The following is an 18,487-nucleotide window of genomic DNA, read 5'->3' as shown; positions in this document are numbered from 1 at the left end:
CATGACCGACCCCGCCCCGCCCCTGCTGCGGGTCCGCGACCTCGTCGTGCGCTACCCGGCCCGCGGTCGCCGAGCCGAGCCCGTACTCGCGGTCGACGGCGTCTCCTTCGACCTGTCCGCGGGGGAGACGCTCGCCCTGGTGGGGGAGTCGGGGTGCGGCAAGTCCAGCACCGCCTCGGCCGTGCTCGGCCTGCGCCGCCCCGACGGGGGCTCGGTGTGCTTCCAGGGCCGGGAACTCACCGGCATGGACGAACGGGACCTGCGCCCCCTGCGCCCCGCCCTCCAACCGGTCTTCCAGGACCCCTACGGCTCCCTCAGCCCCCGCCTGCGCGTGCGCGACGCCGTCGCCGAACCCCTGCGCGTCCAGGGCCGCTGGGACCGCGTGACCGGCCCCGACCGGGTCGCCGAACTCCTGGACCGGGTGGGCCTGGGCCCCGAGTACGGCGACCGGCTGCCGCACGAACTGTCCGGCGGCCAGTGCCAGCGCGTCGGCATCGCCCGGGCGCTGGCCAGCCAGCCGCGCCTGATGGTCCTCGACGAGCCGGTCTCGGCGCTGGACTCCTCCGTCCGCGCCGGGGTGCTCAACCTGCTCACCGACCTCCAGGACGAACTCGGCGTCGGCTACCTGTTCATCTGCCACGATCTGGCGCTCGTCCGCCACCTGGCGCACCGGGTCGCGGTGATGCACGGCGGCCGGATCGTGGAGACCGGACCCGCGCGCCGCGTGTGCGCCGAGCCCGAACACCCCCACACGCGCGAACTCGTGGCCGCGACGCCCTCGATCGTCCCGGCGGCGGACGCCCCCGTCGCGAGCGCGCCGTGACCCCGCCCGCCACCGGTCCCGGCCCCTCGGCCGCGACCGCGAACACGGAGGGCGCCGGTCCGGACCCGGACCCGCGCGAACCCCGGGCGGACGGACCCGACGCACGGCACCGCCCGCTGGGGGACGCGGACGACCGCCGGGCGGACACTCCCGGCAGGCACCCCCACCCACGCGGAACGCGTCGTGGACGGCGGATCCCCGGTCCCGTCACGCGTCACCCCGGCCTGCGGGGCGACCTGCGCGCGGTCGGACCGGTCACCCGCCTGCTGATCGGATCGCAGCTGGCGTTCAACATCGGGTTCTTCGCCGTCCTGCCCTACCTGGCCGCCCACCTCACCGACGCGATCGGCCTCGCCGGGTGGCTGGTCGGCCTGGTCCTGGGGCTGCGGACGTTCAGCCAGCAGGGTTTGTTCGTCGTCGGCGGGGCGCTCACCGACCGGTTCGGGGCGCGCCCGGTCGTCCTGGTCGGCTGCGTGCTGCGCGTGGTCGGGTTCGCCTGGCTGGCGTTCGCCCGTGACACCGGGTCGGTCATCGCCTCCGTGCTGCTCATCGGGTTCGCCGCCGCCCTGTTCTCCCCGGCGGTCGAGACCGAGGTCGCCCGGCAGGCCGTGCGCCACGAACACGCCACCGGCACACCGCGCACCCGCGTGCTCGGCCTGTTCTCCGTCGCCGGTCAGGCGGGTACGCTCATCGGTCCGCCCCTGGGCACGCTGCTGCTGTTCACCGGCTTCCCGGCCGCCTGCCTCGTCGGCGCGGGCGTGTTCACCCTGGTCCTGGCCGCGCACCTGCGCTGGATGCCGCGCCGCGCGCCCGGCGCCCCCGACGTCCGGGACCGTCCGCGCCTGGGGGAGGGGTTGCGCGCCCTGCTCGGCCACCGCCGGTTCCTGCTGCTGTGCCTGGCCTACAGCACCTACCTCCTGGCCTACAACCAGCTCTACCTGGCGCTGCCCGGCGAACTCGAACGCGCGACCGGCACACAGACCGCCCTGGGCTGGCTGCTGGCGTGGGCGTCGCTGCTCTACATCGCCGCCCAGCTGCCCGTGCTGCGCTGGGTCGGCGGCCGCCTGTCCCACCGGGCGACCGTCCGGTGGGGCCTGGCGCTACTCGCGGTCGGGTTCGCCGCCGTGCCCGTCCTCGCACCGATGACCTCGCTCGGCGGCCTGGTGCCCTCCGCCGTGCTCGTCACCGCCATCACCCTCGGGCAGGTCCTCATCGTGCCGACCGTGCGCGCCTGGGTGCCCGACCTGGTCGACGGCGCCCGACTCGGCCTGTTCACCGGCGCGCTGTCGTCGCTGTCGGGGCTGGTGGTGCTCCTGGGGAGCGTGCCGGTCGGAGCGCTCCTGGACCTCGGCGGCCCGGCGGTCTGGATCGTCCTGGCCGCCGTGCCCCTGCTCGGGGCCGCCTGCGTTCCGCGCACGGCTTCGGGGACGCCGAAGACCGGTGTCCGCGTGCCCTCCTGACCCGGAAGGACCGGGTCTTCACGACCGACGCACCGATGACAGGGGTCGGGCCGCGCGACGGCGCGACCCGGCCCCGGAGGCGCGTCAGCTGCTCGTGCCCGCCACGGCGTCGAGCGCGGCACGGTAGAACAGGCCGATCGTGACCGCGCCCGGGTCCGGCACGCCCAGGGCCGCCTCGCCCACGTAGCTCGTCCGACCCTTGCGGCCCAGGATCTGGCTGGTGCCCTCCGCACCCCGCTCGGCGGCCTCCGCCGCCGCCCGCAGCCCCGCCTCCAGGGAGTCGGCCTCCTGCTCCGACCGCTTCAGGGCCTCGGTCGCGGGGGCGATGGCGTCGACCATCGTGCGGTCGCCGACCTTGGCCGACCCCAGCCGGGTGACGGTGTCCCAGCCCTTCTGGCTGGCCTCGGCCACCGCGCCCAGGGTCAGGAAGTCCACCTGCGCCCCCACCTTGGCGAAGTCGCGGAACCACATGCCGAACAGCGGGCCGCTCGTGCCGCCGCTGTGGGACAGGAAGGTGTCGCTGAGCACCTGGAACGGCGTGCCCGGGGTGTCCGGCCGGTCGGGCAGGTCGGCCAGGGCGCGGCGCAGGCCGGTCGTCATGTTCACGCCGAAGTCGCCGTCGCCGCTGCGCCGGTCCATGTCGGTCAGCCGGTCGTTCGCCTCCTCCACCGCGGCCGCGAAGCCGCGGACCCAGCGGTCGGCGAGGACGGGGCTGAGCTGGTCGGCCATCTCGGTTCTCCTCTGCGGTCGCGGTCGGTTCACCAGGTCAGCGCGGGGGTGGCCACGGGGGCGTCCCACAGGTCGAGGATCTCGTCGTCGGCGCGCACCAGCGTCACCGAGCAGCCCGCCATGTCCAGCGAGGTGACGTAGGAGCCGACCAGCGAGCGCGCGGTCTCGATCCCGGCCGCCTCCAGCACGCGCCGGACCTCGCCGAACACCCCGTACAGCTCCAGGTCGTGCGTGCTGCCCAGGCCGTTGACGATCACGATCACCCGCTCGCCGCGCTCCAGTCCCAGCGCCTCGATCACCGGAGCGGTCATCTGGGGGACGATCTCACTCGTGGGACTGAACGCACGGCGCTCGCGGGCCCGCTCGCCGTGGATGCCCACGCCGAACTCGACCTCGTCGGCGGGCAGCTCGAAGGAGGGCTCGGACTGGCCGGGGTGGGCTCCGGCGGCCAGGGCCACTGACAGCGTGCGGCTGCCCGCCACCACCCGGCGGCCGAGCTTGGCCAGCGTCTCCAGGTCCGCGCCGCGTTCGGCCGCCGCCCCGCACACCTTCTCCACCGCGACGACGGCGGCCGTGCCGCGCCGTCCCGGGGCGTCGGGGTCGTCGGTGTCCGTGGCCAGGTCGTCGTCGACCAGCACGAACTCGGTGCGCACGCCCTCGTCGGCCAGGAGTTCACCGGCGATGCGGAAGTTGAGCACGTCGCCGGTGTAGTTCTTGACCACGTGCAGGACGCCCCGGCCGCCGTCGGCGGCCAGCGAGGCGGCCTTGATCTGCATGGCGGTGGGGGAGGCGAAGACCGCGCCGGGCACCGCCGCGTCGAGCATGCCCTCGCCCACGAAGCCCACGTGGAGGGGTTCGTGGCCGGACCCGCCGCCGGAGACGACCGCGACCTTGCCCCGGGTGGGGGCGGCGCGGACGACGTAGCTCGGCTCCGGGCTCCAGCTGACGTGGTGCGGCCACGCGGCCGCGAAGCCCGCCAGGGCCTCGGGCACCACGTCCCCGGGAGAGTTGATGAACTGTCGGCGCATGCGCTGCCCCCGTCAAGTAGCCCCTGTGTTGGCTGGCGTGGCACATCCAACCACGGCGGACCCCGGAGGAGCCAGAGCCGCGCGGGGAGGGGCCCCGCCGGGATCGGCGGGGCGCGGGGGGTCAGAGTTTGGCGGTGGAGAGGAAGGCGTCCCACTCGGCGGCGGGGAAGGGGAGGTGACCCTTGGCCGGGTTCTTCGAGTCCCGGACGGCCGCGCCGCAGGGGAGGGAGCCGACCTCCACGCAGTTCTGGCTTTGGCCGCTGTAGCTGCTCTTGCGGAAGTTCGCGGGGATGTGGGCGACCTCCACGCAGTTACCGTTGACGCCGCTGTAACTGCTTTTCCGCCACACCAACTGGTCCGACACTGTGCTCACTCTTCTGTGGTTTTGAGGATGCCCTCGATGAAGGTCAGGGACTGGGCCGGGGTCATGGAGCATCCCTGAGCCCCACCGAACATGTCGTTGAACATCCTGATCTGGTGGTCTTCTTCCAGGTACATGCTAGTGACGGGGTTTTCTAGGTAGGCGATGCTGGAGTCCCGTCGATCGGGGAAGTCCATGATCACGAAGCTGCCCTCAGTGGCTGGATGGGCACCGGCGGAGAAGGGCAGAACGTAGATGTCGACGTTGGGGCGGGCCGCCATGCGAGCCAGGTGCTGCAGTTGAGCACCCATGATCTCTGGCGATCCGACGATTCGTCGAAGGGTGGCCTCGTCGATGATCGCCTGATAGGTGGGCGGATTCGCCCGCTTGAGGATGCCTTGACGTGTTACGCGAGCTGCCACGCGCTGGGCGATCTCGTCGTCATCCCGCACACGGTTGGCCCGAAAGATCGCATCCGCGTACTCGGGCGTCTGGAGCAGTCCAGGGAGGACCTGGGCCTCGTAAGTACGCAGGGCACACGCTTCGGCCTCGAAGTCGGCCAGTATCTGCGGGAGAAGGTCCTTGTACTGGGACCACCACCCCTTCTGTCCCGCCAGTTTGGACAGCTCATGCATGGCTGAGCGTGTCTCGGGGTCATCCACCTCGTAGAGGTCCAACAACTTGTCGAGGGTGGCTGCGGGGACGGTCTTGGACTCGGCCTGTTCGATCTTGCTCAGGTTCGACTTTCCCATCCCGGCCTTCTTGGCGGCTTCGAGGAGAGTCATCTTGCACTCGGCGCGAAGCCGCCTGAGCTCTGCGGACAGGCGTCGGCGTCGGACGGTGGGACTGTACGGAGCGGCCATGGTGTCAGCCTAGCCTTGTTTTGATTTCTTGGTGGATTCCACTTGACTCCAGTGGAATCCACTCTCACTATAGATGCATAGCGAGTGACTGGCATCTCACTCAGTGCCCATGTCGGTCACGCTACTGCGCGCCCGTCCTCCCTGCCCCGGCAACCGGGAAACCTCCCACGGGCTCGCGCGAACCGTTGCCCACTCCCACACGCCAAGGAGTCTGTTCGCCATGCGCTCTCTCGCGCCGCCGCCCACCCTGCCCGAGGTGACCGTCCCGCTCATGGAGCTGGTCCACCCCTACTACCGGCACTACTTCACCGGCAGCCCCGACGACGCCCACTACCGCGTCCGCCGCTACGACTTCGGTCCCTCGCCGCTCTACCTGCCTCTGGCACGCGCCTACCTGGGCACCCTCTCCGCCCACCGTGACGACGAGTACCGCCACCTGTTCACCCTGCTCGGCTCGGAACTGGCCGCCAACGCGCTCGCGCACACCCGCTCCGGCCTGCCCGGCGGCTCCTACTCGCTTCTGGCCCAGCGCCACCGCGACGGCATCACCCTCACCTGCCGGGACGAGGGCACGCCCACCAACCGCGTCGTCGGCCACCGCGACCGTGAGTACCTCGCCCCCGACCCCGGCGGCCTGGACCCCTCCGCCGAGGCCGGGCGCGGCCTGGCCATGGTCGACGCCCTGTCCACCCGCTGGGGCGACAACGGCCAGCCCGGCTACCGCCAGGTGTGGTGCTTCCTCGCCTACGACTTCGCCGACAGCGCCTGGCCCGGGCTCTGATTCACGCCCCGGAAACCAGAAAGGCTCAGAAGAGCGCGGCAACGCTCCTCTGAGCCACACAAACCAGTCCCAAACCACTGCAAAGAGTCAAGGAAGGATTCGGTAAAGGGATCCCGGTCCTGAAGGACCGGGCCTTCCACCCGCGTGGTTGAGGGCCGCCAATACCAGACCCAGCCATCGCGAACAAGGAGGTGACCTTGATGGCTACGTTCCGTACAGGACAGCAGACCCACCCTGGCGTGCTTCCTCAGCGCCAGGCCCTGGAATCCGCGCCAGCAGACACTCCCCGGATCGGGAACGAAACGGGGCGCGGAGACCACGCTCGCGTGGTACCCGGTGCGGAACATGGTCGAGGGGAGACCGGTACCGCCTCACCTGGCGGTTCCGGCGTCACCCCCGAGCCCTCCGGGGCCGGGGAGCGGGGCCGTGAGGCCCACACCATCCACCCGTACGTGTTCGTCCTCGACAAGCACGGCACACCGCTTCAGCCCTGCCCACCAGCCAGGGCCCGCACGCTCCTGGCGAAGGGCCGAGCCGTTGTCCACCGGCACACCCCCTTCACCATCCGGCTCAAGGACCGCACTGCCGCCGACTCCCAGATCGACGGCGTCGAGATCGGCATCGATCCCGGGTCGAAGCACACCGGCATCGCCGTGTTCACTGAAGAAGCCGGTGAACGGCGGGGCCGGTACAGTATCCAGCTCGACCACCGCGGCGCTCAGATCCGTAAGAAGATGGGCCAGCGGTCCGGTTACCGCAGGCGTCGCCGGTCGGTGAACCTGCGCCACCGCCCTCCCCGGTTCGCCAACCGGACTCGCCCCCAGGGGTGGCTTTCGCCCAGCCTCCGGCACCGTCCGGACACCACTGTGTCCTGGGTGGACCGGTTGTCCCGGCTCGCTCCCGTGCGGTCGGTGCACGTGGAGCGGGTGGCGTTCGATACCCACGCTCTGGCCGCCGGACGGTCGTTGGAGGGGGCCGAGTACCAGCAGGGGACGCTGCACGGGTTCGAGGTGCGAGAGTATCTGCTGGCGAAGTTCGGCCGGACCTGCGTCTACTGCGGCGCCACGAACACCCCACTCAACCTCGACCATGTCCACCCGCGCTCGAAGGGCGGTTCCGACCGGGTCTCCAACCTGGTGCTGGCCTGTGTGCCCTGCAACCAGGCCAAGGCCAACCGCACCGTGGAGGAGTTCGTACGCAACCCCAGGGCCTTGGCCCGGATCCTGGCTCGGGCCAAGACTCCGTTGAAGGACGCCGCCGCTGTCCAGTCCACTCGGTGGGCGCTGTGGCGTGCCCTCGACTCCCGCCTGCCCACTCACGTCGGCACGGGCGGGCGCACCAAGTGGAACCGCACCCGCAACCGGCTGCCCAAGTCCCACACCCTGGACGCGTTGGCCGTCGGCAAACTCGACACGATCACCGCAGTCGTTGACAGGATTCTGGTCGCGGGGTGCGCTGGACGTGGGTCCTACGCCCGCACCCGCCCCGACCGGCACGGGTTCCCCCGGCTGCGGTTGCCCCGCACCAAGCGCTTCTTCGGGTTCGCGACCGGCGACCTGGTCCGCGCCGTCGTGCCCACCGGGAAAAAGGCAGGAACCCATACCGGGCGAGTCGCCGTGCGCGCCTCGGGGAGCTTCAACATCACTACCGCCCACGGCACCGTCCAAGGCATTCGACACAAACACGTCCGTCTGCTCCAGCGAGCCGACGGCTACGCCTACACGATCCGGAAGGAGGAGGGCGTTTCCTCCCGGCCCTGAAGGACCGGGTTTCCACGCCCAACACACCGATGAAGCATCGAATCCCCCGCGCCCGTCCAGCGACCTGATCCATCGATCCCGCCCGTCCCTGCCCCGGCGCACTCCCCTGATCGGCCCCGCGTGCCCGGCGTGCTCGCACCCGTCCTGCCGTCGTCCCCGTGCTGAGCGCTCACCCCGCCTGGGCAGCCACCGCGCCGAGTTCGCCCCCGAACACGCGCTCGCTGCCACCGTCCAGGACCGCCACCGGCGCCTGGTCGTCTGGTACGGGGAGGAGACGGGTTCGTACTGGGTGGCTTCCTCCACCGGCCTGGCCGAGGTCCCCGACGCCGGAACCCTGACCCGCCTCCTGGACCCGGTTCCGGCCCACGTCTGACGAATCCCGCGAACCAGGGTGGGGCGGACGGGTGCCCGTCCGCCCCACCCCTCTGCCCTCGTGAACGGACCCGTTGAGGACTGCTACACGGGACGCCCCACCCCATACACCTGCAACAGCGCCGCCATCGACGTGCCCGACACGATCCTGCGCTCGGCCACCAGCTTCGGCACCTCGGCGAGCGGGACCCATTCGATGCGCTCCGCCTCCCAGTCCTCCGCGGGGCCACCCACGTGCTCCGCCGAGTCGGCGAAGAAGATGTGGTGCTCGGAGTCCGAGATCCCTGGAGTGGGCTGAACGTAGACCAGGGGGCGGAGCGGCCCCGGCCGCCACCCCGTCTCCTCCAGCACCTCACGCGCGGCCGCCGCCTCCGCCGACTCGCCTTCGTGGATGCCGCCGATCGGAATCTCATATGCCCACGTGTCCGGGATGAACCGGTGCCGCCACTCCAGCAGCACCTCGTCCTGAGCGTTCATCACCACGGCACCCGCGCCCGGTCCCGTGCGGATCAACCGGTGCTCCAGATGGCGTCCTCCGGTGATCTCCACGTCCGCCACCCGGATGTCCAACCACCGGTCCCGGTACAGCTCCTCCTCGGAGTGGACAGTCCAGCGCACAGCTATCCTCCAGCATCGGCGACGGATGAGGACCCCACACAATCACAGCCCCAGGCGAAGCTCCGTATCGCACTGCTCGGCGAACTTCCGCAACCGTGATGGTGTTCCGGTCCCAGGTCCTCACTTGCGGGGATGGCTCCGGTTCGGCCCGCTTCAGTTCCCTGAGGAGGGCCGACACCCTTCCCGGCCCCCATGAGTCAAGCCTTGCGCTGGTCCTCACCCATCGCGGCGCGCAGCCAGTCCATCGGCTCGCCCGCGAGCACCGCGTCAGCGAGCGCCTGACCACTCCTCGTCCTGAGCCTCGCGCGGGAGTTGTCGATCCACCGCTGCGCCGACGCGTACCCCTGGGCCTTGTACTCGACGCCCTGGATCAGGCATTCGAGCTTGTCGGCGTCCTTGGCGCACACCGCCTCCGCGGTCTCCTGAGCCTCGTACTCGGCGACCGCGCCCCGCACGAGTTCCGCCAGCGGTGCGGGCATCCCCTCGGTCTGGTCGGCCGCGATGTCGCGGGGATCGGCCGAACCGTCGATGTACCTGCGCCCCAGGTGGTTGACGTCGCCGCTGCGGGTCTCCCCGGTGTCGTGCCAGGTGGCGATCAGGGCGGTCTGTGCCGGGTCGGCGCCCTCCATCGACGCGATGACCGACGCGACCAGGGAGGTCCGCCAGGAGTGTTCGGCCACCGACTCCGGGTCGCGAACCCCGGCGATCCACCAACCGGTGCGCCGCTGGTTCTTGAGCGTTCCGGCCTCGTAGAGGAGGTGGGCGACGCGGGTCGTCTCGTCCATACGGGTTCTTCTTTCTACGCCTTGGCGAGGCGGATCGCGTACCGGATGCCGTCGAGTTCGCGGCTTGTGGCCGCCGACACTCCGTGACCATCCAACAACACCCGGATACGGTCGGTCAGGGGTTCGTGGTCGCGGAGGAGCGATCCCGGACAGCTAGGGTGCGGATGTGACTACCCAGTGGACCATCCACGGCGAGAAGCTCGTGGACGGGAACCGGCACATCAGGCTCAGCACGGTCGATGTCACCCTCCCCGACGGGGTGTCCTTCACCCAGTACGTCGTGAAGATGCCCCCGGCCGCCATGACCGTCGTCGTCAACGACCAGAAGGAAGTCCTGCTCATGCGCAGGCACCGGTTCATCATCGACCGGTGGGTGTGGGAACTCCCCGGCGGATACGTCGACCATGCCGAGGACCTCACAGCAGCGGCCGCCCGCGAGGTCGAGGAGGAGACCGGATGGCGCCCCAGATTCATGGAGCACCTGGTCACCTTCCAGCCCGCGATCGGTTCGGTCGACCAGCCGCAGATCATCTACCTCGCACGCGGGGCCGACCTGACCGACACGGCTCCCGACATCAACGAAGCCCAGGAGATCGCCTGGTGGCCCATCGACGAGGCCGTCGCGATGATCGATCGCGGTGAGATCGTCGGCGCGTCCACCGTCGTCGCCGTGTACAGGGCCCTCAGCCTGTTGTGAACGCATGCGTGTGAGTGTCGAACTCGGTCAACTCAGGACGAGCGCGGGCGCCAACATGAGCCGGTTGAACACCCGGCCACGCACGTACCCCTCCGTTCATCTCCAACGACCGCTCCACACACCGGGCCATCTGCACATCCGGCCCCAGAGCGAGGAAGCAGTGTGCCACCTTCGCCGCGAGGTAGGCACCGTCGAAGTACGCCAACGGTTCCGGAGACGCTGAACGTCTCGGTTCTGGTGATCCTGTTCGCGGCTGCGGGCAGGCTCCCGGCTGAGGTGTACACGGTTGTCGTGGCCTCGAAGATCGGTTACCACCTCTACTTCGTGCTCGGTGGTCTGGCAGTGACGGTTCCCGCTCTGGTGTGCGTGTGGGCCTACCAGCGCACGGGTCGACTGACCCCGATCATCCTGGCGCACACCGCCCACAACCTGCTTGGAAGCTCCCTGATACTTCTGGCCGCAGCGGACATGTGAAGGCGTTCAGCCCCACTGCGAGCAGGTCCTCGAACGTGCTCGTGAAGAAGCCTTCTGCCGCGAGCAGCCAGGACGTCACCTGGAGTGCGTCCTTGGGCCACAGCAGGATCCTGAACGTGATTCGCACACGAAACCAGGGGCTCGCTGTATTCCCAGGCGTGAATATGCCAGTAGGGGTTGACCGAGTATCGAGGCGATCCCTACCGTGAATTCTCGTTAATGCCAGACGGAAAGGATGGTTCATGGCGCTTCGGAAACTTTCCGGTGATTGCAACCGGAACGACTGCCCGGGTGTGTTCTCGACCGGTATGGGAACCGTGGTCGTTCAGGGCCTGTTGCTGAAGGCCACGGAAGGACTCACCCTCTCGGATGGCGAGGTGGCCGTCGAGATCCCCGCTCACCTGATCGAGGAGGCCGCCCGTGCGCTTGGAAGGTGACGCCTGGCAGGAGTTCTTCCACTCCTTCGAGCAGGAGGCGTTCCGGCTGGAGACCCTGCCGAGCTACACCGTGCCCGAGGAAGAGGATGAGCTGCGACGATTCCTGGCCGGGGAGTCACGGCCCGCCCAGGAACTGCGCACCGACACCTACCTGATCAAGGTCCGCCAGCACGTCGAAGCCGGGCGCCGGATGCGCAGGGTGCACACCCTCACCAGCCCGGTCGGCGACCACCTGCGCTTCCAGTTCGAGTGGGGGTACGCCTTCAGCGTCCAGGCGGGCGAGGAGGTCAACATCCTCGACTTCGCCACGACCCCCGACCCTGGCCTGCCCCAGCAGGACTTCTGGCTCTTCGACGACACCCACGTCGTCCTCATGCACTACGCTACCGACGGCACCCAGACCGGCCGGGAACTGCTGGAGGACACCGACCCCGCTCCCTACGTCCGGTACAAGAACCTGGCCCTGGAGCACTCCACCCCCTTCACCGAGTACTACAAGGTCCGCTGATTGACCCTTGAGCCCGAGAACGCCGACCGGCAGCGCGGCGAACTGGCTGACGCACTGCGCCAGTTGCGCCGTTCTGCCGGGATGACCGGTGCGGGCCTGGCCGCCCGCGCTGCAACGCGGCTTGGGGGAACTGCAACGCGACCTGGCCGCCATCGAGGACGCGGCGACCACGATCCGCTACTTCCTGCCGTGCATGATCACCGGCCTGCTGCAAACCCCCGAGTACGCACGCCAGACCCTGGCTCACCCGCTGGTGAACCGCGGCGCGGAATGGCAAACGGCTCTGGCCCGCCGACTGGAGCGCCAGCAGTCCCTGTACCAGTCGGGCCGACAGTTCGTGTTCGTGCTCACCGAGGCCGCACTGCGCTGGCCGCTGTGCCCGCCCGCAATCATGGCGTTGCAGATGGACCGCATCGCGTCCTTGGGTGAGCTGGCCGGGGTGGACATCCGGATCGTTCCCGCTCACCCTCCGGTGCCCAGCGGGCCGCTCAACGGATTCACGCTCTATGACGACCGGCTCGTCACCGTTGAGGTGTTCACCGGCGAACTCGCACTACGCGACCCCAGGGACATCGCGTACAGCAAAGAGATCTTCGACTTCTACCACGGTCGATCCCTCGCGGATGAGGATGCCCGTGTGTTCCTCGGTCAACTCGCCCAAGAATACCGGGAACGAGCGAAAACCGACATTCCTTAGCGTGAATTTATTCCCACCCGTGAAAGTCCTTCACCCGACTTCCCGGTGCGCCTAGTCTTTCCTGTGCCAGAGCCCCCTATTGGAAAGGGCAAGCGGTGTGCTTGGCACAGGAATCCCAGAAGGACACGCAGGCCCCCGCCTCCTCGTCCCCCTTCGCTCTCGACATCCGCCTGATCGAGACCAGCGACACCACACCCCTGATCAACCCCACCGACGACGGGTGCGGGACGAGCTGCCCGGATTCGTGCACCCCCAGTTGATCCGCGGTGCTCGGCACCGCCCCCTTGGTGCCGACCACCCTGTTCGGAGGACCACCATGGCTCTGCACTGGAAGGTGAGAGGTACCCCCGTTGGTCGAACACGGCCATCGACAGCAGAGCGGACACCTGCGCTGCTACGCCGGGTGACCACTTGACAACGAGGAAGAGGCAACACACGTGCACTCACCTGAATCCGCTCGCCGCAACGCGATGGTGCAGCAGATCCTCGACGACTACTCGTATGAGGGCGCGCTGCTGTCGGCACCGGTGGAGCAGGCTCTGCGGCGGGTCCCCCGCGAGCTCTTCCTGACCGGCCTGGACCTGGCCGACGTGTACAACGCGCACAAGGCCGTGGTGACCAAGCGCGACGAGGACAAGGGGGTGGCACTCAGTTCGGTGTCCGCCCCGAGCATCATCGCGACCATGCTGGACCGGGCCGACCTCCAGCCTGGAATGCGCGTGCTGGAGATCGGCTCCGGTGGCTACAACGCCGCCCTGATCGCCGAGCTCGTCGGTTCGGAGGGTGAGGTGACCACCATCGACATCGACTCCGACGTGATCGACCGCGCCCGCCGCTGTCTGGACACCGCCGGGTACCCCCAGGTCCGCACCGCCGTGGCGGACGGGGAGTACGGGTTCGCCGACCGTGCCCCCTACGACCGCGTTCTGGTGACGGCCGGAGCCTGGGATATTCCGCCCGCCTGGACCGAACAGCTCGCCTCGGGTGGGCGGATGGTTGTACCGATGCGTGTCCGCGGCCTGACCCGGTGTCTGACCCTGGACGCCGACGAGGACGGCGTCCTGCACTCGAAGCACGTGGACATGTGCGGGTTCGTGCGCATGCAGGGTGCGGGAGAGCACTGGGAACCCATGCCCTACCTCAACGACACTCCCGGTCAGCAGATCGGGTTGCGGTTGGAGGACGGCCCCGAGGTGGACGCCGAAGCACTGCGCAAAGCGATGGCCGAGACGGGCACGCCCGTGTGGTCGGGGGTCATGGTCGGCGTGGAGGAGGACGCCAGCGACCAGGACCTGTGGGTCGCCTCGGTGGCCGATCGGTGGGCGCTGCTGACCGCCGACCAGGGAGCCGTGGACACAGGGCTGGTCACCCCGACCTGGATTCTGGGAACCCCCGCCCTGGTCTCCCCGGCGGGCGACAGCTTCGCCTACCGCACCCTGCGCCAGAGCCCCAACGAGAACGAACTGTGGGAGTTCGGCGCCATCGGCCACGGCCCGACCGGAACCGAGATGGCCGAGCAGCTCACCGATCACATCCGGTCCTGGGACCGCCAGCACCGGAGCGGGTCCGGTCCCGAAGCCGTCTGCTACCCCCGTTCCACCCCCGCTGACCGGCTCCCGGCCGGTCGGGTGGTGGACAAGGCACACACCCGGATGGTCATCACCTGGCCGTCCCCCACCCCAGAAGGAGATTGATGTGAAGACCCCGACACTGGACGTCGTCGAGACCGACGACGGAAGGTTCACCCCGATCGCGGACCTGTTCGACCTCGACGTGCGGGTCCACGAGGGTCCGACGGTGGACTCGAACCTGTGGGGCATGACCGACGACGGCTGCGGCCAGACCTGCCAGTCGGCGTGCGCGCCCAGCTGCACCGCACGCAAGGGCACCTGACCCTCCGCTCAGTCCTTTGGGCCCCTGGGCGGACCATCCCCGCCCAGGGGCCTTTCGTTTCCTTCGGAGGGGAGTTCCGTGTTCGTTCTGGCCGAGCCCGCTGTGACGGTGCGGGCCACCTTGCTATCGCCCGACGTCCCCGAGGACGCATGGCCGGACCCGGCAACGGCTCCACCGGGCGAGCTGAGGGACTGGGTTCGTGGGGCGTGGGACTCCCCTCTCATCGACGCTGTGCGCCTGGCGAGCCCGGCTCTGGCGCAGATGGCCGACCGCGTATGCGACGACTCAGGTGAGGAGTTGTCACTGCGCCGCCTACGCCGGTGCGCCGCCGCTCTCATGCGGTATCGGTTGCGTGCCCGCCACCGGCCGACCCCCTTCGGCCTGTTCGCCGGAGTGGCCCCTGTTCGTGTCGGTGCGGCCACCGCTGTTCGGTGGGGGAACGACCACCAGGCGGTGGCTCGCCCTGACACCCACTGGCTCGCCACCTGCGCGGCTCGCTTCGACGAGCAAGCTGATCGAGAACTGGCGGTCGCGTCCACCTCCACCGCTCAGGTCAGCGGGAACCGACTGGTGAAACGGCACCCGGTCGCGGCCACCCCGAACGACGTCGCCCCTGTTTCGGTCCGACGCACCCTCGCAGTCGAGCGAGCCCTGACTCTGGCACGCTCCCCTCGGCTGTTGGGGGAGGTCGAGGATGCCCTGTGCGAGGAGTTCGCCCCCGCGCCCCGAGCGGTGGTGCGGGCGATGCTCACCCGCCTCCTCCGACACGGGTTCCTGATCAGCGCCGCGCACGCCCCCATGACCGCACCGGACCCGCTGAGATACCTGCTGGACAGGACACCGCGCTCCCAGGGCCTCCCCGAACCGGACATGTCAGCGGTGGACACCCGTCTGGACGCCGACATCACCCTGGCCCCGGCTGTGGTCGACGCGGCCACGCACACAGCGGATGTCCTCCAGAGCTGGGCGCCAGACCGGACGGGTTCTCCCGCGTGGGTGGACTACCACCACCGCTGTCTGGAACGGTACGGCCCCGGCGCGGTCGTCGATCTGCTCGACCTGGTCGGCCCCACCGGGGTCGGCTGGCCCCACGGCTATCGAGGGTCGGTCCTACCTCCGCCCGAGCCCCGCGCGGAGGGTGAGCGCGAGACCGCCCTGACCCGCGCCGCGCACACCGCGGCCCTGGACGGCGAGGCCGAAATCGACCTCGCCGAGTTGCCCCCACCGCACCAGAACGAGGATGTGCCTGTGCCTCCGCACGTGGAGCTGCGCGCCCACCTCCACGCGTCCTCGCCCGAGGCCGTGGACACGGGCGACCTGACGCTGTGGGTGACCGGTGTCTCCCGCGCGGTCGGGGTTCTCACCGGCCGGTTCCTCCACCTGGAGGGCCTGGACCAAGGAGGTTATGAGAACCTGCCGACCCTCACCGAGGGGGCCGTGCGCGTTCAGGTCACCGGCCCGCCCGTGGTGGAGTCCGCGCACAACATCGCCCGCACACCCCCTGTCCTGGACCATCTGCTGGTGATCGACGAACACCCACTCCCGGACCAGGACGACAGGGTGGTGTTCGGCCCCGACGACGTGCAGGTGCGTATCGACCCCGATCACCTGCTTCTGCAACGCCGCTCCACCGGGCAGATCATCGAACCCCAGTTCCTCTCCGCCCTGGAGCCACGCTGGCACACCCACCCGCTCGTGCGGCTGTGCCACGAACTGCCCCGCGCCCGCGTCCCCCCGCACCTGTCCTTTATTTGGCCCGAGGCCACCGACACCTGGACCCACCTGCCACGGGTACGTGCTGGGAAGGCCGTGGTCGCCCCCGCGCTGTGGCGGCTGCGCGCCACCGACATCGCCACCCCCGAGGCGGACACCGATGTGTGGGAACAGGGACTCGTCCACCTCCGGTCGCGGCGTCGCATCCCCCAGCGTGTGCGGGTGGTGGAAGGCGACTCCTACCTGCCTCTGGACCTCGCCCAGCCCGCCCATCGGCGCCTGCTCCGTGACCACCTGGAACACCACGCCCCGGCAGCGGTCACGGTCACCGAGGCCCCACCGCCCAACGCCTTCGCCTGGTGCCAGGGACGCGCCCACGAGATCGTGCTCCCACTGGCCAGTACCCACCGGCCCGTGCCCCCACCCCCGATCCCGGGTGTCCGGACCACCGCCTCCGCCCATGTTCCCGGGGCCATCGGGTGGACGTCAGCGCACCTGTACGCCGACACCGACCGGCACACCCGAATCCTCACCGACCACATGGCGAATCTGTGGGACCGGATCGGTGGTGAACCCGCCTGGTGGGTGGTGCGCTACCGCGACCACCACGGCCCCCACCTACGACTCCGCCTCCCTGCAGCTGTCCCCTCACACCTGGCGGCCCTGGCCGACTGGACCCGCGCACTCCAACAGGCCGGGCTGGTGCGGTCGCTGACTCTGGAGACCTACCAGCCGGAGACCGGCCGCTACGGTCACGGACCAGCGATGGAGGCCGCCCACGCCGTGTTCGCGGCCGACACCACCGCGGCCCTGGCCGAACTCCGCCACGCTGGAGACGACGTCGCACGCGTGCACGCCGTCGCTGCCGCCTCCCTCCTCCGCCTGGCCATTGACGCCTTCCCCGAGCACGGCCTGGCCTGGGCTGTGGACCATCTGCCCCGCTCCCGGAAGCCGATCGACCGCACCGCCCACACCATCGGCCACCAGCTCCTCCGCACGGTCGACGACACGGCTGACAACGATCTGCTTCAGGCGTGGGAGAACCGCGCCGCAGCCCTGACCACCTACCGCCAGACCCTTCCACAGCCCGACCACATCCAGTACGTGCTCGGCTCCCTGCTCCACATGCACCACAACCGGGTGGTCGGCCCCGACCGCGCGGACGAGACCCGCCTCCTGGAACTCACCCGCGCCCTCGCCCTGACCCTGGCCCACACCCGCAAGGCGGTCCGATGACCACCCGCGACGCCGCCGCCGAGTTCGTCGCCCGGGTGGCCGACCAGCTCGCCCACCCACCCCCGACACTGACCCGGCCACCGCAGTGCCTGGACCGGGGCGCGGCCGGGGTCGCCCTGTTCCACGCCGTCCGCGCTCGCCATGACGCGGCCAGTGCCGAACGAGCCCACGCCTGGCTTCGAGTGGCCACCGTGGACGGTGCGGACGCCAGCGGCCGGTCCGGGCTGCTCTACGGGCTTCCCGCCCTGGTCCTGGTGCTGTCCCTGATCGAAGGCCACTACGAACGGGCACGGGGCACTCTGGTACACCACCTGAACAGCGTGGCTCACCAGCGGGTCGAGGCCGCCCAGGCACGTATGGCCTCCGGCGTACTGCCGTCGTTCGGTGAGTATGACCTGATCTCCGGGCTGGCGGGGATTGGTGTGGTGCTGCTTCGCGCCGACCCGGGCGGGTCAGCGACCGGCCGGGTTCTGGAGTACCTGGTCCGGCTGAGCCAACCCGTTCGGGACGGCGACGGGGAACATCCCGGTTGGTGGGTGCACCACGACCCGTGGTACCGCACAACCCCGGGTTGGGAGGGCGGGCACGCCAACCTGGGGATGGCGCACGGGGCGGCCGGGGTCCTCGCGGTGCTGTCCCTGGCACATCGCACTGGTTCCCGGGTCGACGGACACCTCGAAGCGATTGAACGGATCTGTCGCTACCTGGACATCTGGCGACAGGACGACGAGGCGGGCGTCTGGTGGCCCGCGTGGGTGCGTCGGAACGCCTCCGGCCGCCGTATCCGGGGGCAGGACGCGCCGGGGCCGCCGTCCTGGTGCTATGGGACACCCGGGCTGGCGCGCGCCCAGCAACTCGCCGCGATCGCGACCGGCGACACCGACCGACGACGGGACGCTGAGACGGCCATGGCCATGTGTATGGGTGACCCCGCTCAACGGTCCCGGATGGGGGCGCACGGGCTGTGCCACGGGCGCGCCGGTCTTCTCCAAGTCCTCCGCCGCATGGCCGCAGACCAGCAGGACGGTCACGGTCTGCCGCGGCTGGCGGACCGGGTCCCCCTCCTCACAGGCGAACTACTGGAGCTCACCCACCAGGACCAGCACTCCCACGGTTTACTCGAAGGCACGATCGGGACGGCTCTGGCGCTTACCACGGAGACGGCCTCACCCTCTTGGGACGCCTGCCTGGCGGTCCGCGCCTGAGCATCGCGCGTCTCACGGGGCTGTGGAGGGGCCTACAGCGAAATCGA

General features: G+C 70.0%; 20 protein-coding genes. 14 read left to right on the top strand and 6 right to left on the bottom strand.

The genetic code is table 11. The features are described 5' to 3' along the window. Position 1 precedes the first annotated feature (1 nt). Both KIK06_RS08670 and KIK06_RS08665 read left to right on the top strand, forming a co-directional pair. Positions 2–823 carry an ATP-binding cassette domain-containing protein gene (locus tag KIK06_RS08670; RefSeq protein WP_268642726.1) on the top strand — a complete coding sequence of 274 codons (822 nt, stop codon included), beginning with the start codon at positions 2–4 and terminating at the stop codon, positions 821–823. Beyond that, positions 820–2,283: an MDR family MFS transporter gene (locus KIK06_RS08665; protein ID WP_268642725.1), complete on the top strand. Its 1,464-nt coding sequence runs from the start codon at positions 820–822 to the stop codon at positions 2,281–2,283. The genes KIK06_RS08670 and KIK06_RS08665 overlap by 4 nt, the downstream gene beginning before the upstream one ends. Positions 2,284–2,367: 84 nt before the next feature. Here KIK06_RS08665 and dhaL read toward each other — a convergent pair whose 3' ends face one another. The 4 genes from dhaL to KIK06_RS08645 form a co-directional block, all read right to left on the bottom strand. After that, positions 2,368–3,012 (bottom strand): dihydroxyacetone kinase subunit DhaL, encoded by a 645-nt coding sequence (gene dhaL / locus KIK06_RS08660; protein WP_268642724.1) that lies wholly within the window; start codon positions 3,010–3,012, stop codon positions 2,368–2,370. A 29-nt stretch (positions 3,013–3,041) separates the two neighbouring features. Continuing rightward, entirely contained in the window at positions 3,042–4,040 is a 999-nt protein-coding gene (locus KIK06_RS08655; RefSeq protein ID WP_268642723.1) for a dihydroxyacetone kinase subunit DhaK, read from the bottom strand. 121 nt (positions 4,041–4,161) lie between these two features. Further along, entirely contained in the window at positions 4,162–4,404 is a 243-nt protein-coding gene (locus tag KIK06_RS08650) for a DUF397 domain-containing protein (RefSeq protein ID WP_268645906.1), read from the bottom strand. 5 nt (positions 4,405–4,409) lie between these two features. Beyond that, entirely contained in the window at positions 4,410–5,264 is an 855-nt protein-coding gene (locus tag KIK06_RS08645; protein ID WP_268642722.1) for a helix-turn-helix domain-containing protein, read from the bottom strand. Between the two features lie 220 nt (positions 5,265–5,484). Between KIK06_RS08645 and KIK06_RS08640 the strand changes: the two genes are divergently transcribed. After that, positions 5,485–6,045 (top strand): ATP-binding protein, encoded by a 561-nt coding sequence (locus tag KIK06_RS08640; protein ID WP_268642721.1) that lies wholly within the window; start codon positions 5,485–5,487, stop codon positions 6,043–6,045. 326 nt (positions 6,046–6,371) lie between these two features. Next, complete coding sequence (gene iscB, locus KIK06_RS08635; RefSeq protein ID WP_268642720.1) at positions 6,372–7,805, top strand: RNA-guided endonuclease IscB; 1,434 nt, start codon at positions 6,372–6,374, stop codon at positions 7,803–7,805. Between the two features lie 456 nt (positions 7,806–8,261). On the opposite strand, the gene KIK06_RS08630 is transcribed toward iscB, so the two are convergent. Next, positions 8,262–8,795: an NUDIX domain-containing protein gene (locus KIK06_RS08630; RefSeq protein WP_268642719.1), complete on the bottom strand. Its 534-nt coding sequence runs from the start codon at positions 8,793–8,795 to the stop codon at positions 8,262–8,264. Between the two features lie 197 nt (positions 8,796–8,992). Beyond that, entirely contained in the window at positions 8,993–9,580 is a 588-nt protein-coding gene (locus KIK06_RS08625; RefSeq protein ID WP_268642718.1) for an HD domain-containing protein, read from the bottom strand. 166 nt (positions 9,581–9,746) lie between these two features. Between KIK06_RS08625 and KIK06_RS08620 the strand changes: the two genes are divergently transcribed. The 10 genes from KIK06_RS08620 to KIK06_RS08575 all read left to right on the top strand — a co-directional run bounded on the left by KIK06_RS08620 (position 9,747) and on the right by KIK06_RS08575 (position 18,440). Next, on the top strand, positions 9,747–10,277 hold the full coding sequence (locus KIK06_RS08620) for an NUDIX domain-containing protein (protein WP_268642717.1): 531 nt from the start codon (positions 9,747–9,749) through the stop codon (positions 10,275–10,277). Between the two features lie 291 nt (positions 10,278–10,568). Next, positions 10,569–10,751 (top strand): CPBP family glutamic-type intramembrane protease, encoded by a 183-nt coding sequence (locus KIK06_RS29255; protein WP_327084636.1) that lies wholly within the window; start codon positions 10,569–10,571, stop codon positions 10,749–10,751. 242 nt (positions 10,752–10,993) lie between these two features. Then, entirely contained in the window at positions 10,994–11,188 is a 195-nt protein-coding gene (locus tag KIK06_RS08610) for a hypothetical protein (protein ID WP_268642715.1), read from the top strand. After that, positions 11,172–11,696, top strand: coding sequence for a DUF6879 family protein (locus KIK06_RS08605; protein WP_268642714.1), 525 nt, complete (start codon positions 11,172–11,174; stop codon positions 11,694–11,696). Before KIK06_RS08610 ends, KIK06_RS08605 begins: the two co-directional genes overlap by 17 nt. Positions 11,697–11,784: 88 nt before the next feature. Next, positions 11,785–12,393, top strand: a complete 609-nt coding sequence (locus KIK06_RS08600; RefSeq protein WP_268642713.1) for a DUF5753 domain-containing protein — start codon at positions 11,785–11,787, stop codon at positions 12,391–12,393. Between the two features lie 101 nt (positions 12,394–12,494). Continuing rightward, the gene (locus KIK06_RS08595; RefSeq protein WP_268642712.1) at positions 12,495–12,653 is read left to right on the top strand and encodes an FxLD family lanthipeptide; all 159 of its coding nucleotides are present in this window, start codon (positions 12,495–12,497) and stop codon (positions 12,651–12,653) included. A gap of 177 nt (positions 12,654–12,830) precedes the next feature. Then, positions 12,831–14,087: a methyltransferase, FxLD system gene (gene fxlM / locus KIK06_RS08590; RefSeq protein WP_268642711.1), complete on the top strand. Its 1,257-nt coding sequence runs from the start codon at positions 12,831–12,833 to the stop codon at positions 14,085–14,087. Position 14,088: 1 nt separating this feature from the next. After that, positions 14,089–14,286, top strand: coding sequence for an FxLD family lanthipeptide (locus tag KIK06_RS08585; RefSeq protein WP_268642710.1), 198 nt, complete (start codon positions 14,089–14,091; stop codon positions 14,284–14,286). 231 nt (positions 14,287–14,517) lie between these two features. Beyond that, complete coding sequence (locus tag KIK06_RS08580; protein WP_268642709.1) at positions 14,518–17,235, top strand: lantibiotic dehydratase; 2,718 nt, start codon at positions 14,518–14,520, stop codon at positions 17,233–17,235. Next, complete coding sequence (locus KIK06_RS08575; protein WP_268642708.1) at positions 17,232–18,440, top strand: lanthionine synthetase C family protein; 1,209 nt, start codon at positions 17,232–17,234, stop codon at positions 18,438–18,440. Before KIK06_RS08580 ends, KIK06_RS08575 begins: the two co-directional genes overlap by 4 nt. The last annotated feature ends 47 nt before the right edge of the window (positions 18,441–18,487 follow it).

The organism is Nocardiopsis sp. EMB25 (assembly GCF_026797795.1).
In the GTDB taxonomy this organism is placed as follows: domain Bacteria; phylum Actinomycetota; class Actinomycetes; order Streptosporangiales; family Streptosporangiaceae; genus Nocardiopsis; species Nocardiopsis lucentensis.
The sequence above is the reverse complement of the archived record's forward strand: the minus strand, read 5'-3'. Positions and strand labels throughout refer to the sequence as shown.

Excerpts from the sequence above, each read along its gene's own strand:
- KIK06_RS08645 (WP_268642722.1), bottom strand. The coding sequence starts at position 5,264 with ATGGCCGCTCCGTACAGTCCCACCGTCCGACGCCGACGCCTGTCCGCA.
- dhaL (WP_268642724.1), bottom strand. The coding sequence starts at position 3,012 with ATGGCCGACCAGCTCAGCCCCGTCCTCGCCGACCGCTGGGTCCGCGGC.
- KIK06_RS08640 (WP_268642721.1), top strand. The coding sequence starts at position 5,485 with ATGCGCTCTCTCGCGCCGCCGCCCACCCTGCCCGAGGTGACCGTCCCG.
- KIK06_RS08670 (WP_268642726.1), top strand. The coding sequence starts at position 2 with ATGACCGACCCCGCCCCGCCCCTGCTGCGGGTCCGCGACCTCGTCGTG.
- KIK06_RS08610 (WP_268642715.1), top strand. The coding sequence starts at position 10,994 with ATGGCGCTTCGGAAACTTTCCGGTGATTGCAACCGGAACGACTGCCCG.
- KIK06_RS08655 (WP_268642723.1), bottom strand. The coding sequence starts at position 4,040 with ATGCGCCGACAGTTCATCAACTCTCCCGGGGACGTGGTGCCCGAGGCC.
- KIK06_RS08575 (WP_268642708.1), top strand. The coding sequence starts at position 17,232 with ATGACCACCCGCGACGCCGCCGCCGAGTTCGTCGCCCGGGTGGCCGAC.
- KIK06_RS08625 (WP_268642718.1), bottom strand. The coding sequence starts at position 9,580 with ATGGACGAGACGACCCGCGTCGCCCACCTCCTCTACGAGGCCGGAACG.